This is a genomic window from Streptomyces roseifaciens, from assembly GCF_001445655.1.
Taxonomy (GTDB): Bacteria; Actinomycetota; Actinomycetes; order Streptomycetales; family Streptomycetaceae; genus Streptomyces; species Streptomyces aureoversilis.
The window spans coordinates 1,757,032-1,775,156 of record NZ_LNBE01000004.1; the positions used below are offsets into that span (position 1 = coordinate 1,757,032).

Sequence of the window (18,125 nt, forward strand, 5' to 3'; positions counted from 1 at the left end):
CGGGCCGATCTGACGGCCTGGACCAGGGATCGGCCCGTCACTCCAGGAGCAGACGGACCAACTGGTCGAGCTCTTCCGCCTCCGGGGAATCGGCAAGAACGGAGCGGACGACCTGGCGAAGCTTCACGTAGCCCTTGGACTCGTCGAGGACCAGCTCCGCGATGTGTTCGGCCTGTGCTGCGCCGAGGGCCACCAGGCGGTTGTGCGTCGCGCTGAGTGGGTCGAACTCTGGGATGGGGAGCTGCCATACAGCCTTGTCGATGTGACGCTCGTCCTTGCCGTAGGACATGAGCGGACGGACAACCTCAGTCAGGGCAGGGGTATTGAGGATGGCGCACAGGTACATGCCCTCCTCGCGACTGGCGACCGTGCCCCAGTACAGAACGTGGTCGATGACCGCATTCGGGTCCTCCACCAGCGCTGCGGAGACGTGCATGCCTGACTTGCCGTAGACGACGCGCAAGGGGGTGGCGGGAAGCTGCATTGACATGCCCCGGTGAAATGCAAGGCGTTCAATTAGGGTCAGCCGCTCACTGCTGCGGTGAGCCATCCACTGCTCTTCCGCGGCACGCCACCAGTTCGCCAGATCCGGGTACAGGTCCAGACGAGGGTGCTCACCGTGGAGGAGGGTTTTGGCTCCCTCGATAGGCAGTACGGCCTTCCTCGGAGGCAGCAGCCGGTATGGAAGGACGCTCTCTCCCAGGAGGACGGGGCGAACGAATTCGGTCTCCACGACCCCTTCCTGATCAGGAAGGTCCTTCCACGGCTTCTTTTCGGTACTGCTGCGCTCCGACCGGACCGCGACGCGGCCACCGCCAAGACCCAGTGGGCCAGCCTGCTGCGTTTCCACGAAATAGAGCACACGCGGCACAATCGTGGCGCCCTGCCAGAATCGATCCTTGTACGGCGAGGAGATCAGCCCCTCGCGTACGTACTGGACTTCCGCAGGCTCTCGGGTGATCCACTTCTCGGCGACCTCCCAGGTCACCCCTGCCCCGGGGAGCTTCCCCGTCCAGCGCTCGGTGTTCTTGGGCAGCGGGATGGGGTCGTTGTCGATGGCTTCGGCGCCGATGCCCACCTTCATACGAGTCCCGAAGATGACTGCACTCCCCCGCGGGAAGAAGTGGGGGCGCAGCCGACGCAGGTCCCACGAACCAGAGAACGCGACCTTTACAGAACCGTTTGGATCTGGGTAGTCGCCGGCTCGGAACCCCGTCCAGTACGGGCGATCCAGGACGGGATTCGGCACCACGAACGCGAATTTGCCGCCCTCAGCTAGGTACTGCTGCATGGCGCGGGCGATGAACAGGCCTGAGAGGTCCTGGTGCGTTGCCACTTCGTCACCCCGCCACAGGCCGCGCGACTGAGACATCGCCTTGAAGCGGTCCTGCATCTCGCTGGGCATGTGGCGGTAGGACAGCCACGGCGGGTTTCCGATGAGTACGTCGACTCGGTTCTCCACTCGCGCGAGCCACATCGGGCGTGCGAGGTTGCGCACGTAGTACGACCAGATGTGGTTACGGCCCTCGTCGACTAGCTGGCAGAGCAGCTTGAAGTTCGCGGTGAGCTCGTCCTGGTCGTCCTTCGAGGAGATGGCCAGTCGGTTGAAGAGGGTGGCCAAGGAGGGTGTACTTCCCGGGGTACGGCGCACTGCCTTGTCAGCCAGCTCGTTGACGATGGTGTCGAACCGGCCGGCGTCTTTGAGGAGGTCCTCAGAGAAGCGGAGCTCATTCTCGAACAGCTGGCCGCCAGTGCCCGTGCGGATCACTAGGTGACCGTGGTCCAGCAGGTCTGTGCGCTGCTCCCACTGGACACTGTCGCCGAGATAGACGGGAACCCTTATTGGGCCCCGCTTGTCCGACATCAGCCTATCGCGACCGATGGCCAGCAAGTACGTCACGCGGGCGAGGGCAACAGCGACAGGGTGAAGGTCGATGCCCGCCACGTGATCTGTGATGTCGATCAGCGTCTCGCGGAGGGGCCGGCCCGCGGCCTCGGCTGCTTCCAGGTATCGGCGTGCGGAATGGAACAGGAACGTGCCAGATCCACACGAGGGATCCAGGACCCGCTGGTTCAGCGGGTCCGTCACTGTGTCGGCGACAACCTTCTCGGCGAGCCAGTCCGGGGTGTAGTACTCGCCCTGCTGCTTCCGTGTCTCCGCAGAGATAACCGATTCGTACAACACCTTAAGGACGTCGTGCTCGACCTTTCCCCAGTCGAAGCGGGTGAGTCGGCGGGCAACCGTGCGCACGAACCCCTCGCCACCCGGTACCTCCATGACCCAACCGAAGAAGTCGGACTCGACGACCCCGTAGATCTGTGCCTGCTCGAAGCGCTGTCCCAGCATGAGTGTGGCGGGCTGGATGTCGGTGACGTCGATGCCCAGCACGAGGTGCGCAATGATCTCGGCGCTGTTCACGAGCAGCGTGTGCTCGATAAAGAGATCATCGGTGTCCTTGAATTGGGCACCCAGCGCACTGTGTAGAAGGCTGGCCCACAGCTCACGCTTGAGCTTCACTGTGGGCAGGTCCTTGTGCTCCGCGTAGAGGGCGGTCAGGGTGGCCCGGTCGAGCTTGTGCGACACACTCTCTGCGCCCAGACGGCTTTCGACCGCTTCGGGCGTCGGGCGGATTCCCTCTGCCGTGGCGAGCACGCCCTCCAGCCACCTCAGCAGGTCAGTCGGCGGAGTCTTCTGCTTCACCTCGAAACGGCTGACCAGAACCAGCTCCTCGCCGGACAGGCTGTAGGCGCGCCAGTCGGCCCCGTCTGTGAGGATGCCGACGTACCGCTGGCCGACCTGTTCCGTACGGGTGCGCACGTATCCGCCGAGCTGCTTCACAGCATCTCGGAGGATCGCGGCGCTCCGCAGGTCCTTCTTCGTCTCGATCGCCGTGAAGCCGATCTCGACATCTATGCGCCGGCCATCGCCGACCTGGGTCTCCAGGTCGACGCTCAGGTCGTTCTCTTCGAGGTTGAGCCCGCCATCGAGCAGCAGCTGGCGGACATCGGCCTGGAGTGTCGCCTCGGAGCGCATCGGCTTGCGGTCGATGAGCCGCGCCAGCACCTTCTCGAGGTTCGTCTGCGGAGTAGTGGTCATGAGATACGGCGAACGCCTAGCGTCGACCAGTCGGAGTAAGCCGACACTTTGCCCCGTCCGGGAGACCGGATGGGTGTGGCCTGACCTGTGGCGCCCTCCTCCTTCCCTCTGCCGAGACCGCAGACGTCGACGGCGGGACGCGGCGGCGAACCTAGAACACCGTCATTCTGCCGTAGCCGACCAAAGATGATCAGTGGTTCGACTGGTTGACGGGCAGGGAACAAGCGGACGTACCTCTGTGTCGGGCCTAGCTTCCGTACTCGAGCGTGTCGCAGCGACGCCACATGCGCCCCTCACGGCTCCGTGGCCCACGGCAGTCTGGCTGGATCTGAAAAGGCTCTTCCCGGAACGGTCCTCCACGCCGCCGCGGACAGACCAAGGTCCTTGGCGGCAACTGAGACCAAAACTGAGACCACGGAACGCGAAGAGCCCCACCGCAAGCGGTGGGGCTCTTCGACATCGTGCCCGGTGAGGCACTGGCGGAGGATACGAGATTCGAACTCGTGAGGGGTTGCCCCCAACACGCTTTCCAAGCGTGCGCCCTAGGCCTCTAGGCGAATCCTCCGCCGCAAACAATACAAGACGCGGAGGGGTGCTCGCGAACGCCTGGTCCGGAGGTGGGGGAGCGGGTACGGGCACTGCCCGGGATCCGCTAGGCTGGGGGCAAGCCCCTCACGTGGCGCTATCTCACCGAACTCCCCCAGGGCCGGAAGGCAGCAAGGGTAAGTGGGCTCTGGCGGGTGCGTGGGGGGCCCTTGTGTTTTCCGGGGCCCGCCACGGGGGCGCGTCCGGTGTTCGTGCCGGGGGCTGCAGGGGTCTGCAGATGTGATCGAGACCACTTGTCAGTGCGGCCCGATATCGTCGTACGTGTGTCGTCCCTCGCGCTCTACCGCCGCTACCGCCCTGAATCCTTCGCCGAGGTCATCGGGCAGGAGCATGTCACCACCCCGTTGCAGCAGGCGCTGCGGAACAACAGGGTCAATCACGCGTATCTGTTCAGCGGACCACGCGGCTGCGGCAAGACGACGAGCGCGCGCATCCTCGCCCGCTGTCTGAACTGCGAGCAGGGGCCGACGCCCACCCCGTGCGGGGAGTGCCAGTCGTGCCAGGACCTCGCGCGCAACGGGCGCGGCTCGATCGACGTGATCGAGATCGACGCCGCCTCCCACGGTGGTGTGGACGACGCCCGTGAGCTGCGGGAGAAGGCCTTCTTCGGGCCCGCCTCCAGCCGCTACAAGATCTACATCATCGACGAGGCCCACATGGTCACCTCGGCGGGCTTCAACGCCCTGCTGAAGGTGGTCGAGGAGCCGCCGGAGCACCTCAAGTTCATCTTCGCGACCACGGAGCCCGAGAAGGTCATCGGCACCATCCGGTCGCGTACGCACCACTATCCGTTCCGGCTCGTCCCGCCCGGCACGCTGCGTGACTACCTGGGCGAGGTCTGCGAGCAGGAGAAGATCCCCGTCGAGGACGGCGTGCTGCCGCTCGTCGTGCGCGCCGGTGCCGGTTCCGTGCGTGACTCCATGTCCGTGATGGACCAGCTCCTCGCCGGCGCCGCCGAGGACGGTGTGACATACGCCATGGCGACGTCCCTCCTGGGCTACACGGACGGCTCGCTGCTCGACGCCGTCGTCGACGCCTTCGCGGCGAACGACGGCGCCGCGGCCTTCGAGGTCGTCGACCGCGTGATCGAGGGCGGCAACGACCCCCGCCGCTTCGTGGCCGACCTCCTCGAGCGCCTGCGCGACCTGGTGATCCTCGCCGCCGTGCCCGATGCGGTCGAGAAGGGCCTCCTGGACGCCCCCGCCGATCTCGTCGAGCGCATGCAGGCCCAGGCAGGCGTCTTCGGCCCGGGCGAGCTCAGCCGCGCCGCCGACCTGGTCAACGAGGGCCTGACCGAGATGCGCGGGGCGACCTCGCCGCGGCTGCAGCTGGAGCTGATCTGCGCGCGCGTGCTGCTGCCCGCCGCCTACGACGACGAGCGGTCCGTACGGGCCCGGCTCGACAAGCTGGAGCGCGGTGCGGCCGCGCTCGTGACGGCTCCCATGGCCCCCGCAGCGGGCTACGTGCCGGGGCCGGGCGCGCACGCCCCTGACCAGGCGTACGGGCAGCCCGCGCCCGCCCCCGGGCTGTCGGGTCCGGCCGCCGCCCGCGCGGCGGTCTCCGGGGCTCCTGCACCCGCTGCCGCCCCCGCTCCGGCCGTCCCCGCCGCCCCGGTCGCCCAGCCGTCCCCGGTGGCCCCTCCGGCCCCTCCGGCCCCGCCGGCACACCAGGCACCCCCGGCCCCGCAGGCGCCTCAGGCCCCCGCCCCGGAAGCCCCCGCCGCACGCCCCGCCGGCGCGCGCGACAGCTTCGCCAACAGCGGCAGCGAGGAGGTCCTGCGCCAGGCGATCGGCGACGTCTACCAGGGCCAGGTCCAGTGGAAGATCGAGCTGATCGTCGGCGGGGGAGGCGGCGGAGGCGGTGCGGGCGGCAGCAGCACCGGCCCCGGACCCGCCGGAGGCGGCCGGGGCGGGGGCCTGAGGCGCCTGCGGGCGCGCCGGGGCCGGTGCTGCTGCCGCCCGCACCGCCTCCGCCGCCTCCCCCGCCGACGATCAGCTCGATCTTCCACTGGACCTGGCCCTGGTAGACGTCGCCGATCGCCTGGCGCAGGACCTCCTCGCTGCCGCTGTTGGCGAAGCCGACGACCTCGGCGTTCTGGCTGAGGACGATCCAGGTGAAGCGGCGGCGGTTCTTGACCGCGTCCAGGATGGCGGGCCACATCTGGCGGACCTGGGTGGGATCGCCGACGGACCCGGCCCCGCCGGCACACCAGGCCCCCGCCGCGCCCGCCCCTGCGCCCGTGCCCGCAGCCACCGCCCCGGCCGCCTCCGGCGGGTCCGGGGCCGGGTCCGTCGGCGATCCCACCCAGGTCCGCCAGATGTGGCCCGCCATCCTGGACGCGGTCAAGAACCGCCGCCGCTTCACCTGGATCGTCCTCAGCCAGAACGCCGAGGTCGTCGGCTTCGACGGCACCACCCTCCAGGTCGGCTTCGCCAACGCCGGCGCGCGCGACAGCTTCGCCAACAGCGGCAGCGAGGAGGTCCTGCGCCAGGCGATCGGCGACGTCTACCAGGGCCAGGTCCAGTGGAAGATCGAGCTGATCGTCGGCGGGGGAGGCGGCGGAGGCGGTGCGGGCGGCAGCAGCACCGGCCCCGGCGCGCCCGCAGGCGGCTACGGCGGAGGCAGCGGCTTCGGTGGTGGAGGGAGTGGCTTCGGCGGCGGCAGTGGCAGCGGCTACGCCCCCTCCGCGGCGGCCCCCGCCGCCCGGCCCGCGGCCCCCGCCCCGGCCGCCCCGCAGCAGCCGCAGTCCCACCAGCCCCAGGCGCCCGCGTCCCCCACGCCTCCGCCGCCCCCGGCGGCCCAGGCGTACCGCGAGCCCGAGCCCCCGCCCGTCGCCCCCGAGGACGACATGCCCGCCGAGGACGATCCCGACCTCGACGAGACGGCCCTGACCGGCCACGACCTGATCGTGCGAGAGCTGGGCGCGACGGTCATCGAAGAGATCGCGAACGAGTAGCGAGCAGAGCGAGCAGAGCGAGCAGAGCGACGAACAGGGCCAGTCAGGGCGAGCTGGACGAGCAGAGCGAACAGCGCGGGTAGAGGGAGCAGGGCGGGAATCCCCGGGTGCGCCGCATGCGCCCCAGGGCGCCCCCCGTTCTTCTTCGCCCGGCATGGGGCGCCGGAGGCGGCGACCACGTAGGCTCGGGCTACCGAGACAAACGTCGTCGAGAGCCAGGAGCGAACCAGTGATTCCCGGTGGTGGCCAGCCCAACATGCAGCAGCTCCTCCAGCAGGCGCAGAAGATGCAGCAGGATCTCGCCGCGGCGCAGGAAGAGCTCGCCCGTACGCCCGTCGAGGGCTCCGCGGGCGGCGGCCTGGTGAAGGCCACGGTCACCGGTGCCGGCGAGCTCCAGGCCCTGGTGATCGACCCCAAGGCCGTCGACCCCGAGGACACCGAGACCCTCGCGGACCTCGTCCTCGCGGCCGTCCGTGACGCCAACGCCGCCGCGCAGCAGCTGCAGCAGCAGAAGCTCGGCCCGCTCGCCCAGGGCCTGGGCGGCGGCAGCGGCATCCCGGGCCTGCCGTTCTGACGGCGGTCCCGCCACCCCGCCACATCCGGCGGCGGCCCCGCCGCACCCGCCACAGCTGAAGAAGACCGAGAAGGAGCATTCGATCCGTGTATGAAGGCGTGGTCCAGGACCTCATCGACGAGCTGGGCAGGCTGCCCGGCGTCGGTCCCAAGAGCGCGCAGCGGATCGCCTTCCACATCCTCCAGGCCGAGCCGGCCGACGTCCGCCGGCTCGCCCACGCCCTGACCGAGGTCAAGGCCAAGGTCCGCTTCTGCGCGGTCTGCGGCAACGTCGCCCAGGAGGAGCGGTGCCGGGTCTGCCAGGACCCGCGCCGCGACGCCTCGGTGATCTGCGTCGTGGAGGAGTCCAAGGACGTCGTCGCCATCGAGCGGACGAGAGAGTTCCGCGGCCGCTACCACGTGCTCGGCGGGGCGATCAGCCCCATCGAGGGCGTCGGTCCCGACGATCTGCGCATCCGCGAGCTGCTCGCCCGGCTCGCGGACGGCACCGTCACCGAGCTGATTCTGGCCACCGACCCCAATCTGGAAGGTGAGGCCACTGCCACGTACCTCGCCCGCATGGTGAAGCCCATGGGGCTCAAGGTCACGCGGCTGGCCAGCGGCCTCCCCGTGGGGGGAGACCTTGAATACGCCGACGAGGTCACGCTCGGGCGTGCCTTCGAAGGGAGACGACTTCTCGATGTCTGACGCAACGCTGCACGACGCCAAGCGCGACCCCGACGACTTCGCGGTCTCGGTCGCGGACTCCATCGAGAGCTTCATCGTCGCCGTCGCCGAGGTGTCGCGCGGCGATGAGCCCGACAGTGCCGTTCCCTTCCTGCTGCTGGAGGTCTCCCAGCTCCTCCTCACCGGCGGCAGGCTCGGTGCGCACGAGGACTTCCTCCCCGACGAGCGGTACGAGCCCGACGTGGGCCCCGAGCCGGACGTCGACGAGCTGCGGGAGCGCTTCGCACGGCTCCTCGACCCCGTGGACGTCTACTCGGAGGTCTTCGACCCGTACGTGCCGCGCTCCGCCCCCGTCGCCTGCCGGATCTCCGACGACCTGGCCGACATCATCACCGACCTGCGGCACGGCATGGCCCACTACCGCGACGGGCGGGTCAGCGAGGCCCTGTGGTGGTGGCAGTTCTCCTACCTGTCCAACTGGGGCCCGACGGCCTCGGCCGCCCTCCGCGCCCTGCAGTCCCTGGTCGCCCACGTCCGCCTGGACCAGCCGCTGGACGAGCTGGGCGACCTCGACACGGACTCCGGGGCCACGGAGGAGCAGCTCGCCGAGGAGGCGGGCCGCGTCATGGAGGCGGAGATCGCGGGCCCGCTGGGCCTGCGCGGCGCCTGACCGGCACGGCAGGGCACGGCAGGGCAGGGCACGGGCCACGCGCCAGTGCCGGCCCAGCCCAGCCCGGCCCGGCCCGGCACCGGCGCCGAGCCGAAACCGGGCCGGCACCGGCCCCGCCCGGCACCGAAGTGCGCTGTGGGCTGTGCCCTGTGCGCAGCGCACTTCGGCCATAGTTGAGAATTCGACGTTCCCGTCCTCCCTCCCCTCGTAGCCTGCAAAGCAGCCGACCCGAGGGGATGAGGACATGGACGTCGATCCCAGCACCAATCACCCGGCCCGGGCAGCCCAGTTGAGCGAGGTCGCCTTCGGCCTCTTCCAGGCCTCCGCGCTGCGCGCCGTGACAGTCCACCGCGTCGCCGACCACCTCGCCGGCGGCCCGCTGCAGCCCGACGAGCTCGCCCGCCGCGCGGGCCTGCACGGGCCGACGCTGCGCCGGTTGCTGCGGCTGCTGGCCACGCGCGGCGTCTTCCAGGAGGACGGGGACGGCGCCTTCGGCCTCACCCCGTCCGCCGAGCTGCTCCGCACGGACGTGCCCGGCTCGGCGCACAGCGGGATGATCCTGCTCACCGAGGAGGTCTTCCGGCGCTCGGCCGCGGGCCTGGAGGACGCCCTGCGGACGGGCGAGACGCCGTTCGACGCGGCGTACGGCATGCCGTTCTTCGACTACCTGCACACGGACGCGGAGGCGCAGACCCGGTTCGACACGGGCATGGCCGCCATGTCCGGCCCCGAGGACGAGGTCGTCGCCGAGGCGTATGCGTTTCCGGCCACCGGCACGGTCGTGGACGTCGGCGGCGGCCGGGGCGGCTTCCTGCGGGCCGTGCTGACCCGTAATCCCGGGCTGTCGGGCGTCCTGTTCGACCAGGAACAGACCGTCGCCGCACACCTCTTGGACGTCAAGGAGACCGCGGGCCGCTGGCGCACGGACGCCGGGAGCTTCTTCGAGGCCGTGACGCCCGGCGGCGACGTCTACCTGCTGAAGCACATCCTGCACGACTGGAACGACGAGGACTGCCTGCGCATCCTGCGCGCGATCCGCGCGGCGATCGCCCCCGGCGGCACGCTGCTGGCGGTGGACGCGATCCTGCCGCCGGGCAACGACCCGCACTTCGCCAAGGGGCTGGACCTCATCATGCTGGCCTGCCTGAGGGGCCGGGAGCGTACGGAGGAGGAGTTCCGCGCGCTGCTCGGCGAGGCGGGCTTCCGGATGGACCGGATCATCGCCACGGAGGCCTTCGCCTCGATCATCGAAGCGGTGGCCGAATAGCGCCATGGCGCCGGACCGGCCGGGGCGTGCGGTTCCGCCGCAGGTGAAGGCCAAACCTGCCCGCAGTAAAACAAGGGTCAAACGTTCCTCTGCTTGATCATCTGGCTGGAAAGCCGTGCCAGTATCGGCCATTGGTCCTGATCGTAGGGAGCTGCCGAGAAGTGGGGGGATGAAGTGCTCCTGGGGTGTTTGGGAGTCACTGAGGAAGAAGAGCGTATTTACCGGTTCCTGTTGAAGGGGGAGAAAGGAACCGTCGAGGAGATCTGCGAGGCGCTGGGGCTGGCCGGTTCGGAGGTCTGCTCCGCTCTGGAGCGGCTGGCCCGCCTCGGCCTGGTGCACACCCGCGAGGGCGGGGGCACGGCGGTCGACCCCGCCATCGGCGTGGAGCGGCTCATCGAGGACGCCCTGGCCGGCCTGCGGGCGCGGATGCAGCAGGTGGACGCGGCCAGATCGGCGGTGTCCGAGCTGGGGCAGGAGTTCCGGCAGGGGGTGCGGGCCCCGGCGGCGGACATCGAGCACGTCACCGGCGGCCAGGAGATCTGGGACCGGCTGGACGAGCTGGCCTTCTTCGCGTACCGCGAGGTCATGGCGATCCACCCCAGCTCGCCCTGGCGGGTCAAGAACATCGAGGCGGCCCGTCCGCTCGACATGCGCTGTCTGCGCCGCGGCCTGACCTTCCGGATGATCGTCGTGCGCGAGGCCCTGCAGGACGCCCTGACCAAGGCCTATCTGGAAGAGCTCGGATCGGCGGGGGCGCAGATCCGCTGCGTCGAGGAACCGGTTCAGCGGATGGTCATCTACGACCGGAGCCAGGCCGTCGTCCCGCTCGACCCGGGGGAGAGCCGGCGCGGCGCCGTCGTCGTGCGCCAACCGGGCCTGGTGACCAGCATCGTGGACCTCTTCGAGCACACCTGGCAGTCGGCCGTGGACATCGCCACCGTGGACGGCGGCGGCGAGGACCCGCTCTCCGAGCTCGACAAGCAGGTGCTGGACGTGCTCTCGCGGGTCGACAAGGACGAGGTCGCGGCCCGTGAACTGGGCGTCTCCCTGCGGACGTTCCAGCGGTACGTGGCCAACGTGCTGGGCCAGCTGGACGCCAGCAGCCGCTTCCAGGCCGCCGTTCAGGCGAAGGAACGGGGTTGGATCTGAGCCCGTGCCCGTGCCTGCCGCTACGGGGCTCGTACCCCCGCAGGCCGGCGTGGCGTGCGCCGGCTACGGGGCCGGGCACGCGGGGCAGGGTGCCGCCTCCGCGTTCTGAGCGAGTCGCCAGCCCTGCAGGGCCGGGTGGCCGAGCGCGCCGGCCAGCGCCTCGTCCCCGGCCCCGCCCGGTCCGGCGGGCCGTACGTGGATGTCCCCGCCCTCGGTGAGGTGCAGGTCCGCGTACCAGCCGGGCGGCAGCAGCGCCGCGAGCCGGGCCGCCGTGATGGCGGCCGCGCGACGGAGGGCGCTGTCGGGGGTGGTGAGGGCGAGGAGACTGCGGGGCCGTGAGGTCATGGCGGGTTCCTTCGGTGAAAGGGCTCTTGCCCTGGTGGACGGTTTTTCCGCCGGACACGTGCCGCCCCCGCCCGGGAGCCTTGGTGCTCGGCTCCCCGCGGGGGCATGACCGGTCTGCTCGATGCGCTGGACGGGGCGGTCCGTACCCGTCAGTCCGCTGTACCCGTCAGCCCGCCGTACGCGTCTGCCGGAGCCGGGCCGCGGCCAGGGCGGTCAGCAGGGCGAGGGCGGTGAGGACGGCGAAGGCGACGCGGTAGGCGTCGGCGTCGGCGTGCGGGCCGCCGAGGCTGCGGGCGGCCGTGGTCTGCACGGTGGCCAGGAGGTTGACGCCGATGGCGGCGCCGAGATTGCGCAGGAGGGTGACCGTGGAGGTGTGCGCGCCCATCAGGTGGGCCGGGGCCGCGTTCTGGACGTGGACCAGGGCGGTCGAGGTCACCAGGCCCGTCCCCACGCCGATCAGCAGCTCGGCGACGGCGGCGCCGACGACCGACGTACCCGGGAAGACGGCCAGGACGGCGCTGCCGAGCGCCAGCAGGAACGCGCCGCCGATCGCGGTCGTCCGGGCGGAGTGCTGCTGCAGCAGCCGGGCGGTCAGCGCCGAGCCCACGACCCAGCCCAGGGCGCCGGGGGCGACGAGCAGGCCCGCGGTGCCGCTGCCGGTGCTGCCGGACGCGGTGAGGGCGAGCGGCAGCAGGGTCACCGACGCGTAGAGCGTCACGGCCGCGCCGATGGTGACCAGGCCCGCGTTGCGCTGGGCCGGGCGGACGGCGAAGTCCGCGGGCACCATGCCCGTACGGCCGGGGGAGCACAGTCGGCGGACGTGCGCGGCGGTGGCGGCCACGAGCACCGCGGCGAGGGCGCCGTAGGACCACACCCGCAGGTGCAGGGTGGGGCCGACGAGCAGCAGGAGGAAGGCGGAGAGCGCGGCGGCGAAGGTGGTGAGCGCGACCGGGTCGGGGCCCTTGCCGGGGTTTTCGGAGCGGGTGCCCGGGCCGTGCTTGAGGATCATGGCGACTGCGACGGCGGCGAGGGGGACGTTCGCGGCGAACAGCCAGCGCCAGCCGACGGTGGCCTGTACCGCCGTGCCGAGCAGCGGGCCGGCGACGGCCGCGAGCCCCCAGACCGACGAGAGCAGGCCCTGCATCTTCGCCCGGCCCGCGTTGTCGAAGGCCTGGCCGATCAGTACGTACGACAGGGCGGTGACCCCGCCGGCGCCGATGCCCTGCGCGGCGCGGGCCGCGATGAGCGAGGGCATGTCCGTCACCAGCGCCACGGCCAGCGAGGAGGCGGCGAACCAGCCGAGGGCGGCGGTCATGGCCGCCCGGCTGCCCCAGCGGTCCGCGGCCAGGCCCGCGAAGGGCACGGAGAGCACGCTGGCCAGCAGGAAACCGGAGATCAGCCAGGGGTAGAGCGTCTCGTGGCCGAAGCCGTGGGCGATGGTCGGGAGGAGGGCGCCGACGACGGTGGAGTCGATGGCGGCGAGGAAGAGGGCGAGGAGGATGCTGGCGACAAGGGCCTTGGCAGGTGCCTTGGCGGGTGCCTTGGCGGGTGCCTTGGCAGAGACCGCGGGGGTTTCCGAGGGGCTTTCCGAGGGGCTTTCCGCGGGGGCGGCGGCCTGTCCCGGCCGGGCGAGCGTCTCAGACATGGACGGCCTCCGCATCGGTGAACTCCTTGATCAGAAGGCGGGCCTGGGGGTCGAGGCCGTCGTCGACGGAGCGGTACACGCCGTCCTCGCCGTGGGAGTGCGCGGCGAACATCTGCGTGAGCTGCATCTGGATCTCGTGGGCGACGTTGCCCGCGGTGTAGTCGAAGCCGAACTCGCCGATGACGGAGGCCGAGAAGCGCGCGGCCAGTTCGCGGTTGTAGTCCTCGGTCGCGTCCAGGAGCTCGCGCATCGCGGCCTTGTCGGCGTCGGAGAAGCCGGGGATCACCACGTTCATCACCAGGTGGTCGACCTTGATGTGGCGGGCCTCGTCCAGGCCGTGCTTGTACAGCAGGTCCGTGAAGAAGCGGGCGTGCTGCGGGTCCATCAGCTCGGTGCGCCGCTCGAAGACGGTGATCACCGACTCGCCGACGTACGCCGAGCAGCACAGGGCCGCCAGCTTCACCCAGGGCGACTGCGGGCCCTGGTAGAGGGCGAAGCGCTCGGCGAAGAGGTTGTCGCCCAGCTTGAGGTCGTGGCCGGAGAGGGTGCGGACGTAGCGGTAGAAGGTGTTGGCGTGCTGGGTCTCCTCGGCGGCGAAGCAGGACAGCGCGTAGTGGAGGTCGTCGCCGCGGTTCAGCGGGGAGTCGTCGGCCTGCAGCTCGGCGAGGACGAGGGCCATCACCGCGGCTACGTGCCGCTCGATCTCGGCCAACTGGGCGAGCTCCTTGGTGAGGTAGGCGATCGAGGCCTCCTCGTGGCCGGGCTCCTCGAAGCAGAGCCGGGAGAGGAAGGCCAGCTCCTCGGGGGTGCGGGCGAGGGACCAGTCGAAGGCGCCGGGGTGGAAGGTGTTGGTGTGGGCGTCGGCGGCGATGGCGGCGAAGTCCGCGTCGGCGGAGGCGTCGGCGGAAGGGCCGGCGGGAGCGACGACAGGAGCAACGGCGGGGGCGGCGATGGCGGTGGTCACTTCTGGATCTCCTCGGCGGTCGTGGCGGACTTTGCAGGCTCTGTGGGCTCTGCGTGCTCTGCGGTCGTGGCGGACTCTGCGACGGACTCCTCGTAGCTGCGGTAGCCGTCCTCGATGCCGATCTTGATGTCGGTGAAGGCGAGGTACTGACGGCCGATCAGCGGGGTGTCGCGGAGCTCCTCGATCAGGTGGTAGTACGCCCGGAGGTCCGTGGTCTCCAGCAGGGCGAAGTCGGTGTGCTGCGCGTGGAAGGCCTCGGCGTCGAAGAAGCGGGCCGAGACGCGGTCGGCGTACTTGGCGAACACCGGCTGGATGTACTGCTCCTCCATGGCGTTCCGCTCGTCGCGGGTGAGGTCGAGCCAGGCGGGGCTGAAGGCGTAGCTGAGGACGATGGTGTAGCGCATGAGGTCTGGGGCCCTTTCGGACGATCGGGGACCTGGGATCTGGGATCTGGGATCGGAGATCGGGGTGAGGGGCGGGCCGGGGCCGGGGACGGGCGTCTTCCGCCCGGCCCCGGGCGGCTGCGCAGGCCGGCAGCCAGGCCGGTCAGCGGCTGCGCAGCTCCGCGGCCAGGTAGCTCTGGGCGTTGTAGATCGTCCGCTCGGGGTCCTCGATGGGTCGGCGGCCGTGCATCACCCGGGTGTTGTCCACGAGGGCCACGTCGCCGTCCTGCCAGACGATCTCCTCGGTCATCTCCGCGGTCACCCGCTCGGTCTCCTCGACGAGCTCCGCGTCGAAGGGCGTGCCGTCGGCGAAGGTGATGCGCGGCGGCTCGTAGTTGTTGGAGGGGCCCAGGATGCTGTTGGCGAAGGCGAGCCGGTCGCCGAAGAGGGTCGGGTGCGCGGCGGGGATGTGGAAGTCGTAGCGGATCGCGCCGTCGTCGAGGAGCTCGATGACCGTACGGCCCTGGCCCTGCGCGAGGGCGCGCATGTCGTCCACGGTGATGTCCTCGGGGGCCTTCGTGCCGCCGGAGTGGTGGCTGACGAAGCCCTTCCAGCGGGACTCCTCGACGCGGCGGCTGTAGAGGATGTCCTGCGAGAGGTAGGCGGCACGGGTCCGCTCGCCGAAGGCGTCCCAGACGCGGTAGCCGTCGCAGACCGTGGTCTGGGAGCCGCTGGACGCGGCCTTCTCCGACAGGAACCAGGTCAGGTCCGGCGCGAACGGGCTGTTGCCGTTCTCGGTGTGCAGGCCCACGGAGTCGTAGCCGGCGTCGACCTTCTGGGCGACGTCGCCGCCGTGGAAGGAGCGGGCCGGGTCGAGCGTCACCCGGTCGGAGTGGTGCTTCACGAAGAGGGAGAAGTCCTCCAGGGACGGCGCGAAGCCGCGCAGCAGCAGGAACCCGGCCTCCGCGAGCTCGGCGACGACCTCCCGGGGGCGCAGCTCGGACAGCGCGGCGCCGTCCTCGGCGGTGATCAGGCGACCCTGGCCGGTGCCGAACGGGGCGATGGTGGCGGCGAACATGGCGATCAGGCTCCAGTCGGGGTGAGAGTGAGGGTGCGGGCCAGGGGCAGGGTGCGGGAGGGGCGCGGGAAGCGGCCGGCCGCTGCGGCCTCGGCGATCTCGCGGCGGCGGGGGCGCCCGGTGACGGTGAAGTACGCGAGGTAGGCGTCCTCGGTGCCCTCCAGCGTGTGGACGACGGCGACGCGCTCGACCGCGGACAGCTCGCGCAGCCCGAACTCCTCGATGTCGCGGCGCGCCTGCCCGGCGTCGGCGCCCGGCGGGATCAGGAACAGGCCGTGCAGGGACTCCAGGCCGTCGCCGAAGACGGCGCAGGCGCGGATGCCGGGCAGCGAGCGGTAGCGCGCCTCCACCCACTCCGGGGCGATGTTGCGGCCCGCCGCGGTGATGATGATGTTCTTCTTGCGGCCGACGATGCTGATGTAGCCGTCGGCGTCGATCTCGGCGAGGTCCCCGGTGTGCAGCCAGCCGTCCGGGTCGAGCTCGCAACTGGACGGGTCCTGCCGCGAGTAGCCCGCGAAGAGCGACTCGCCGGTGATCAGCAGCTCGCCGTCCGCCGCCAGCTTCGTCCGTACGTGGGGCAGGGCGCGGCCGACAGTGCCGACCTTGCGGGCGCCGGGCGCGTTCCAGCTCACCACGGAGCTGTTCTCGCTCAGGCCATAGCCCTCGTGGACCGGTACGCCGCCGGCGTCGAGGCGGGCCAGCACGCCCGGGTCGACGGGGGCGCCGCCGCAGCACACCAGCGGGACGCGCGGCGTGCCGAAGACGGGTGCCACGCCGTCCCGTTCGATCTCCGCGGCCAGCACTTCGGCCAGCGCCGGGGTGACGACCAGGGCGGAGGCCCGGGCCCGTGCCACGTACGGCAGGACGCGCTGCGCCGCGGAGGCGGAGGTTCCCACCAGCGGGGCGTCCTCGGGGAGGAGCATCACGGTGCCGCCGTCCAGGATCACCATGTACAGGGCGGTGACCTGCTCGATGAGGAGGCTGAACGGGACCAGGGAGAGGTAGCGGGCGTACGCGCCGGGCGGCATGACCGCGCGCAGGGAGCTCAGCAGGGCGTCGAGGCCGGCGGTGCGGATGCACACGCCCTTCGGCTTCGAGGTCGTCCCCGAGGTGTGGATGATCTTTCCGATGCGGTCGTCGGCGATGCGGTCGCCGGACGTGCGGTCGTCGGCGACGCGGCCCCCGGCAGTGAGGTCGTCGGAGGTGCGGTCGTCGGCGGTGCGGCCCTCGGCAGCGCGGTCGTCGGCGGTGTCCGGGCCGAACAGCGGGGGCACCGCGTCGTACGGGTCGACCAGCAGGTCGTCGACGTCGACGCGCAGCACGGGACAGCGGGCGGGCAGCACGGCTTCCCGTCCCCACTCGGCCAGGCGCCGCTCGCCGGGCCCGTCGACCAGGCACACGTCCGCGTCGCACAGCAGCGAGGCGGCCTGGTCCGCGGAGAACGCCAGGGGCACGGGGACCTCGATGCGCCCGCTGCCCAGCAGGGCCAGGTCGGCGACGACGAAGTCGGGCGAGTTGCCCATGACGACGGCGACCTTGGTGGGAGCGCCGCCCTCGGTGACCCTGCCGAGGCGGGAGGCGAGACCGGCAGCCGCATGCAGGATCTGGCGGTACGAGTAGGAGGAGCGGGCGCCGGTGCTGTGACCGGATTCGTCGTCCCCGGCTCCGTCGGCGAACACCTCGACGAATACATCGTCACTGGAAATCCGCTGCCGCAAGGCATTCTCAACGAGCCGCATGAGCCAGCTCCTTTCCGTTCCGCTCGCCGCGCAGGGCCACCTGCAGATTGGTGAAGTTGTACTTTCCGGTGGTCTGCGAGAAGAGGTGGGAAATTCCCTCCAGGCGGATCACGCCGACCATGGGCCGGTGGTCGTAGTACGTCCCCCAGCGCTGTCGCTCGAATTCCGTGAGCCGGTCCGCGGAGGATTCCGCGAGCGGCTGGAATTCAATGCCGACCCGGTCCAGCGTCTGCGCGAGCTCGGTGGTGACCGTGCACATCAGGAAGCGCATCCCGTGGCACCAGGAGAGGATCGGCAGCAGCCGGACCAGCTCCAGGCCCGCCCCGCCGCCCCCGGCCAGCGAGCCGACCTCGACGAGGTCCTCGCGGTCACAGGCCTCGCCGGTGGCCGCCCCGACGACCTCGTCGACCGGCCGGTCCAGATAGCGCTCCGAAAAGAATCCGCGGTCGGAATTGAAGGTCAGGCCTCCGCAGGCGATGATGCGCCCGCCCCGTCCTTCCTGTTTCCGGGCGATGACGAAACAATCCGGATCGGGCAGGATGTCCGCCCCGTAGGCCCGCTCGTACCGGGCGCGGACGAAATCGCTGGCCGCGCTCCAGTCCTGACTCAGTCGCGCCGCGACAGAGATATGCATGACTGACTTCCCCCAAAAAATCTTTCACAGGCCCGCCCTCGGATCCCCCGACCGGAGGCTTTTCCCCCGGGGCCTGCTGACACGGAAAACATTGCCGGACGGGAGAGGCCCATGGGGCGCAAAATGCCGCCGGGAAAGCGACAGGGGGGTGGCGTCTTCGCGACACGACGTACGCCACCGCGCCACGGGGGCTGGAAGGCCGCCACCGGGGCGGCCGAGTCACGTCGGCCGGGGCCGGCCGAGTCACGCCAGCCGGAGCCGGTCGAGACCGGCGGAGTCACCGCGGCCGAGACCGGCGGAGCCACCCGCGCCGGGGCCGGCGCGCATCGCCGCGCGGACCCCCGTATGGTGCA

At 70.9% G+C, this 18,125-nt stretch carries 14 protein-coding genes, 1 tRNA gene, 1 other RNA gene and 1 pseudogene; 8 read left to right on the forward strand and 9 right to left on the reverse strand.

Annotated elements, in window-relative coordinates:
* Positions 1-37: 37 nt before the first annotated feature.
* Together AS857_RS25050 and AS857_RS25055 are read right to left on the reverse strand one after the other, a co-directional pair.
* The gene (locus tag AS857_RS25050; RefSeq protein ID WP_058045498.1) at positions 38-3,097 is read right to left on the reverse strand and encodes an N-6 DNA methylase; all 3,060 of its coding nucleotides are present in this window, start codon (positions 3,095-3,097) and stop codon (positions 38-40) included.
* 477 nt (positions 3,098-3,574) lie between these two features.
* Positions 3,575-3,662: transfer RNA gene (locus tag AS857_RS25055), tRNA-Ser, on the reverse strand.
* Positions 3,663-3,761: 99 nt separating this feature from the next.
* On the opposite strand from AS857_RS25055, the gene ffs reads away from it, so the two are divergent.
* The 8 genes and pseudogenes from ffs to AS857_RS25085 all read left to right on the forward strand — a co-directional run bounded on the left by ffs (position 3,762) and on the right by AS857_RS25085 (position 10,984).
* An RNA gene (gene ffs, locus AS857_RS36725) (signal recognition particle sRNA small type) lies at positions 3,762-3,856 on the forward strand.
* Between the two features lie 110 nt (positions 3,857-3,966).
* Positions 3,967-5,805, forward strand: a complete 1,839-nt coding sequence (locus AS857_RS36865) for a DNA polymerase III subunit gamma and tau (protein ID WP_245700460.1) — start codon at positions 3,967-3,969, stop codon at positions 5,803-5,805.
* A gap of 74 nt (positions 5,806-5,879) precedes the next feature.
* Positions 5,880-6,659: pseudogene (locus AS857_RS39670) on the forward strand (DNA polymerase III subunit gamma and tau); the annotation flags it as partial.
* A 229-nt stretch (positions 6,660-6,888) separates the two neighbouring features.
* On the forward strand, positions 6,889-7,233 hold the full coding sequence (locus AS857_RS25065; protein WP_079110608.1) for a YbaB/EbfC family nucleoid-associated protein: 345 nt from the start codon (positions 6,889-6,891) through the stop codon (positions 7,231-7,233).
* Positions 7,234-7,319: 86 nt separating this feature from the next.
* Complete coding sequence (recR, locus tag AS857_RS25070) at positions 7,320-7,919, forward strand: recombination mediator RecR (RefSeq protein ID WP_058045500.1); 600 nt, start codon at positions 7,320-7,322, stop codon at positions 7,917-7,919.
* A complete protein-coding gene (locus tag AS857_RS25075; RefSeq protein WP_058045501.1) occupies positions 7,912-8,568 on the forward strand; it encodes a DUF5063 domain-containing protein in 657 nt (218 codons plus the stop codon). Before recR ends, AS857_RS25075 begins: the two co-directional genes overlap by 8 nt.
* Before the next feature lie 244 nt (positions 8,569-8,812).
* Positions 8,813-9,835 carry a methyltransferase gene (locus AS857_RS25080; protein WP_058045502.1) on the forward strand — a complete coding sequence of 341 codons (1,023 nt, stop codon included), beginning with the start codon at positions 8,813-8,815 and terminating at the stop codon, positions 9,833-9,835.
* A gap of 174 nt (positions 9,836-10,009) precedes the next feature.
* On the forward strand, positions 10,010-10,984 hold the full coding sequence (locus tag AS857_RS25085) for a helix-turn-helix domain-containing protein (RefSeq protein ID WP_079110609.1): 975 nt from the start codon (positions 10,010-10,012) through the stop codon (positions 10,982-10,984).
* A 63-nt stretch (positions 10,985-11,047) separates the two neighbouring features.
* Here the strand turns inward: AS857_RS25085 and AS857_RS25090 are convergent, their stop codons facing one another.
* From AS857_RS25090 to AS857_RS25120, 7 genes are all read right to left on the reverse strand, one after another.
* On the reverse strand, positions 11,048-11,329 hold the full coding sequence (locus tag AS857_RS25090) for a hypothetical protein (protein WP_058045504.1): 282 nt from the start codon (positions 11,327-11,329) through the stop codon (positions 11,048-11,050).
* 166 nt (positions 11,330-11,495) lie between these two features.
* Positions 11,496-12,974: an MFS transporter gene (locus tag AS857_RS25095; protein ID WP_058045505.1), complete on the reverse strand. Its 1,479-nt coding sequence runs from the start codon at positions 12,972-12,974 to the stop codon at positions 11,496-11,498.
* Positions 12,967-13,938 (reverse strand): hypothetical protein, encoded by a 972-nt coding sequence (locus tag AS857_RS40090; protein ID WP_058045506.1) that lies wholly within the window; start codon positions 13,936-13,938, stop codon positions 12,967-12,969. The genes AS857_RS25095 and AS857_RS40090 overlap by 8 nt, the downstream gene beginning before the upstream one ends.
* Complete coding sequence (locus AS857_RS25105; RefSeq protein WP_058045507.1) at positions 13,935-14,342, reverse strand: darcynin family protein; 408 nt, start codon at positions 14,340-14,342, stop codon at positions 13,935-13,937. Before AS857_RS25105 ends, AS857_RS40090 begins: the two co-directional genes overlap by 4 nt.
* Before the next feature lie 142 nt (positions 14,343-14,484).
* The gene (locus tag AS857_RS41620) at positions 14,485-15,399 is read right to left on the reverse strand and encodes a TauD/TfdA family dioxygenase (protein WP_058045508.1); all 915 of its coding nucleotides are present in this window, start codon (positions 15,397-15,399) and stop codon (positions 14,485-14,487) included.
* Between the two features lie 5 nt (positions 15,400-15,404).
* Positions 15,405-17,138, reverse strand: coding sequence for an AMP-binding protein (locus AS857_RS41625; RefSeq protein ID WP_058045509.1), 1,734 nt, complete (start codon positions 17,136-17,138; stop codon positions 15,405-15,407).
* A complete protein-coding gene (locus tag AS857_RS25120; RefSeq protein WP_058045510.1) occupies positions 17,125-17,772 on the reverse strand; it encodes a thermostable hemolysin in 648 nt (215 codons plus the stop codon). The genes AS857_RS41625 and AS857_RS25120 overlap by 14 nt, the downstream gene beginning before the upstream one ends.
* Between the last annotated feature and the right edge of the window lie 353 nt (positions 17,773-18,125).

Excerpts from the sequence above, each read along its gene's own strand:
- AS857_RS25050 (WP_058045498.1), bottom strand. The coding sequence starts at position 3,097 with ATGACCACTACTCCGCAGACGAACCTCGAGAAGGTGCTGGCGCGGCTC.
- AS857_RS25075 (WP_058045501.1), top strand. The coding sequence starts at position 7,912 with ATGTCTGACGCAACGCTGCACGACGCCAAGCGCGACCCCGACGACTTC.
- AS857_RS25080 (WP_058045502.1), top strand. The coding sequence starts at position 8,813 with ATGGACGTCGATCCCAGCACCAATCACCCGGCCCGGGCAGCCCAGTTG.
- AS857_RS25090 (WP_058045504.1), bottom strand. The coding sequence starts at position 11,329 with ATGACCTCACGGCCCCGCAGTCTCCTCGCCCTCACCACCCCCGACAGC.
- AS857_RS25095 (WP_058045505.1), bottom strand. The coding sequence starts at position 12,974 with ATGTCTGAGACGCTCGCCCGGCCGGGACAGGCCGCCGCCCCCGCGGAA.
- AS857_RS25105 (WP_058045507.1), bottom strand. The coding sequence starts at position 14,342 with ATGCGCTACACCATCGTCCTCAGCTACGCCTTCAGCCCCGCCTGGCTC.
- AS857_RS41620 (WP_058045508.1), bottom strand. The coding sequence starts at position 15,399 with ATGTTCGCCGCCACCATCGCCCCGTTCGGCACCGGCCAGGGTCGCCTG.
- AS857_RS41625 (WP_058045509.1), bottom strand. The coding sequence starts at position 17,138 with ATGCGGCTCGTTGAGAATGCCTTGCGGCAGCGGATTTCCAGTGACGAT.
- AS857_RS25120 (WP_058045510.1), bottom strand. The coding sequence starts at position 17,772 with ATGCATATCTCTGTCGCGGCGCGACTGAGTCAGGACTGGAGCGCGGCC.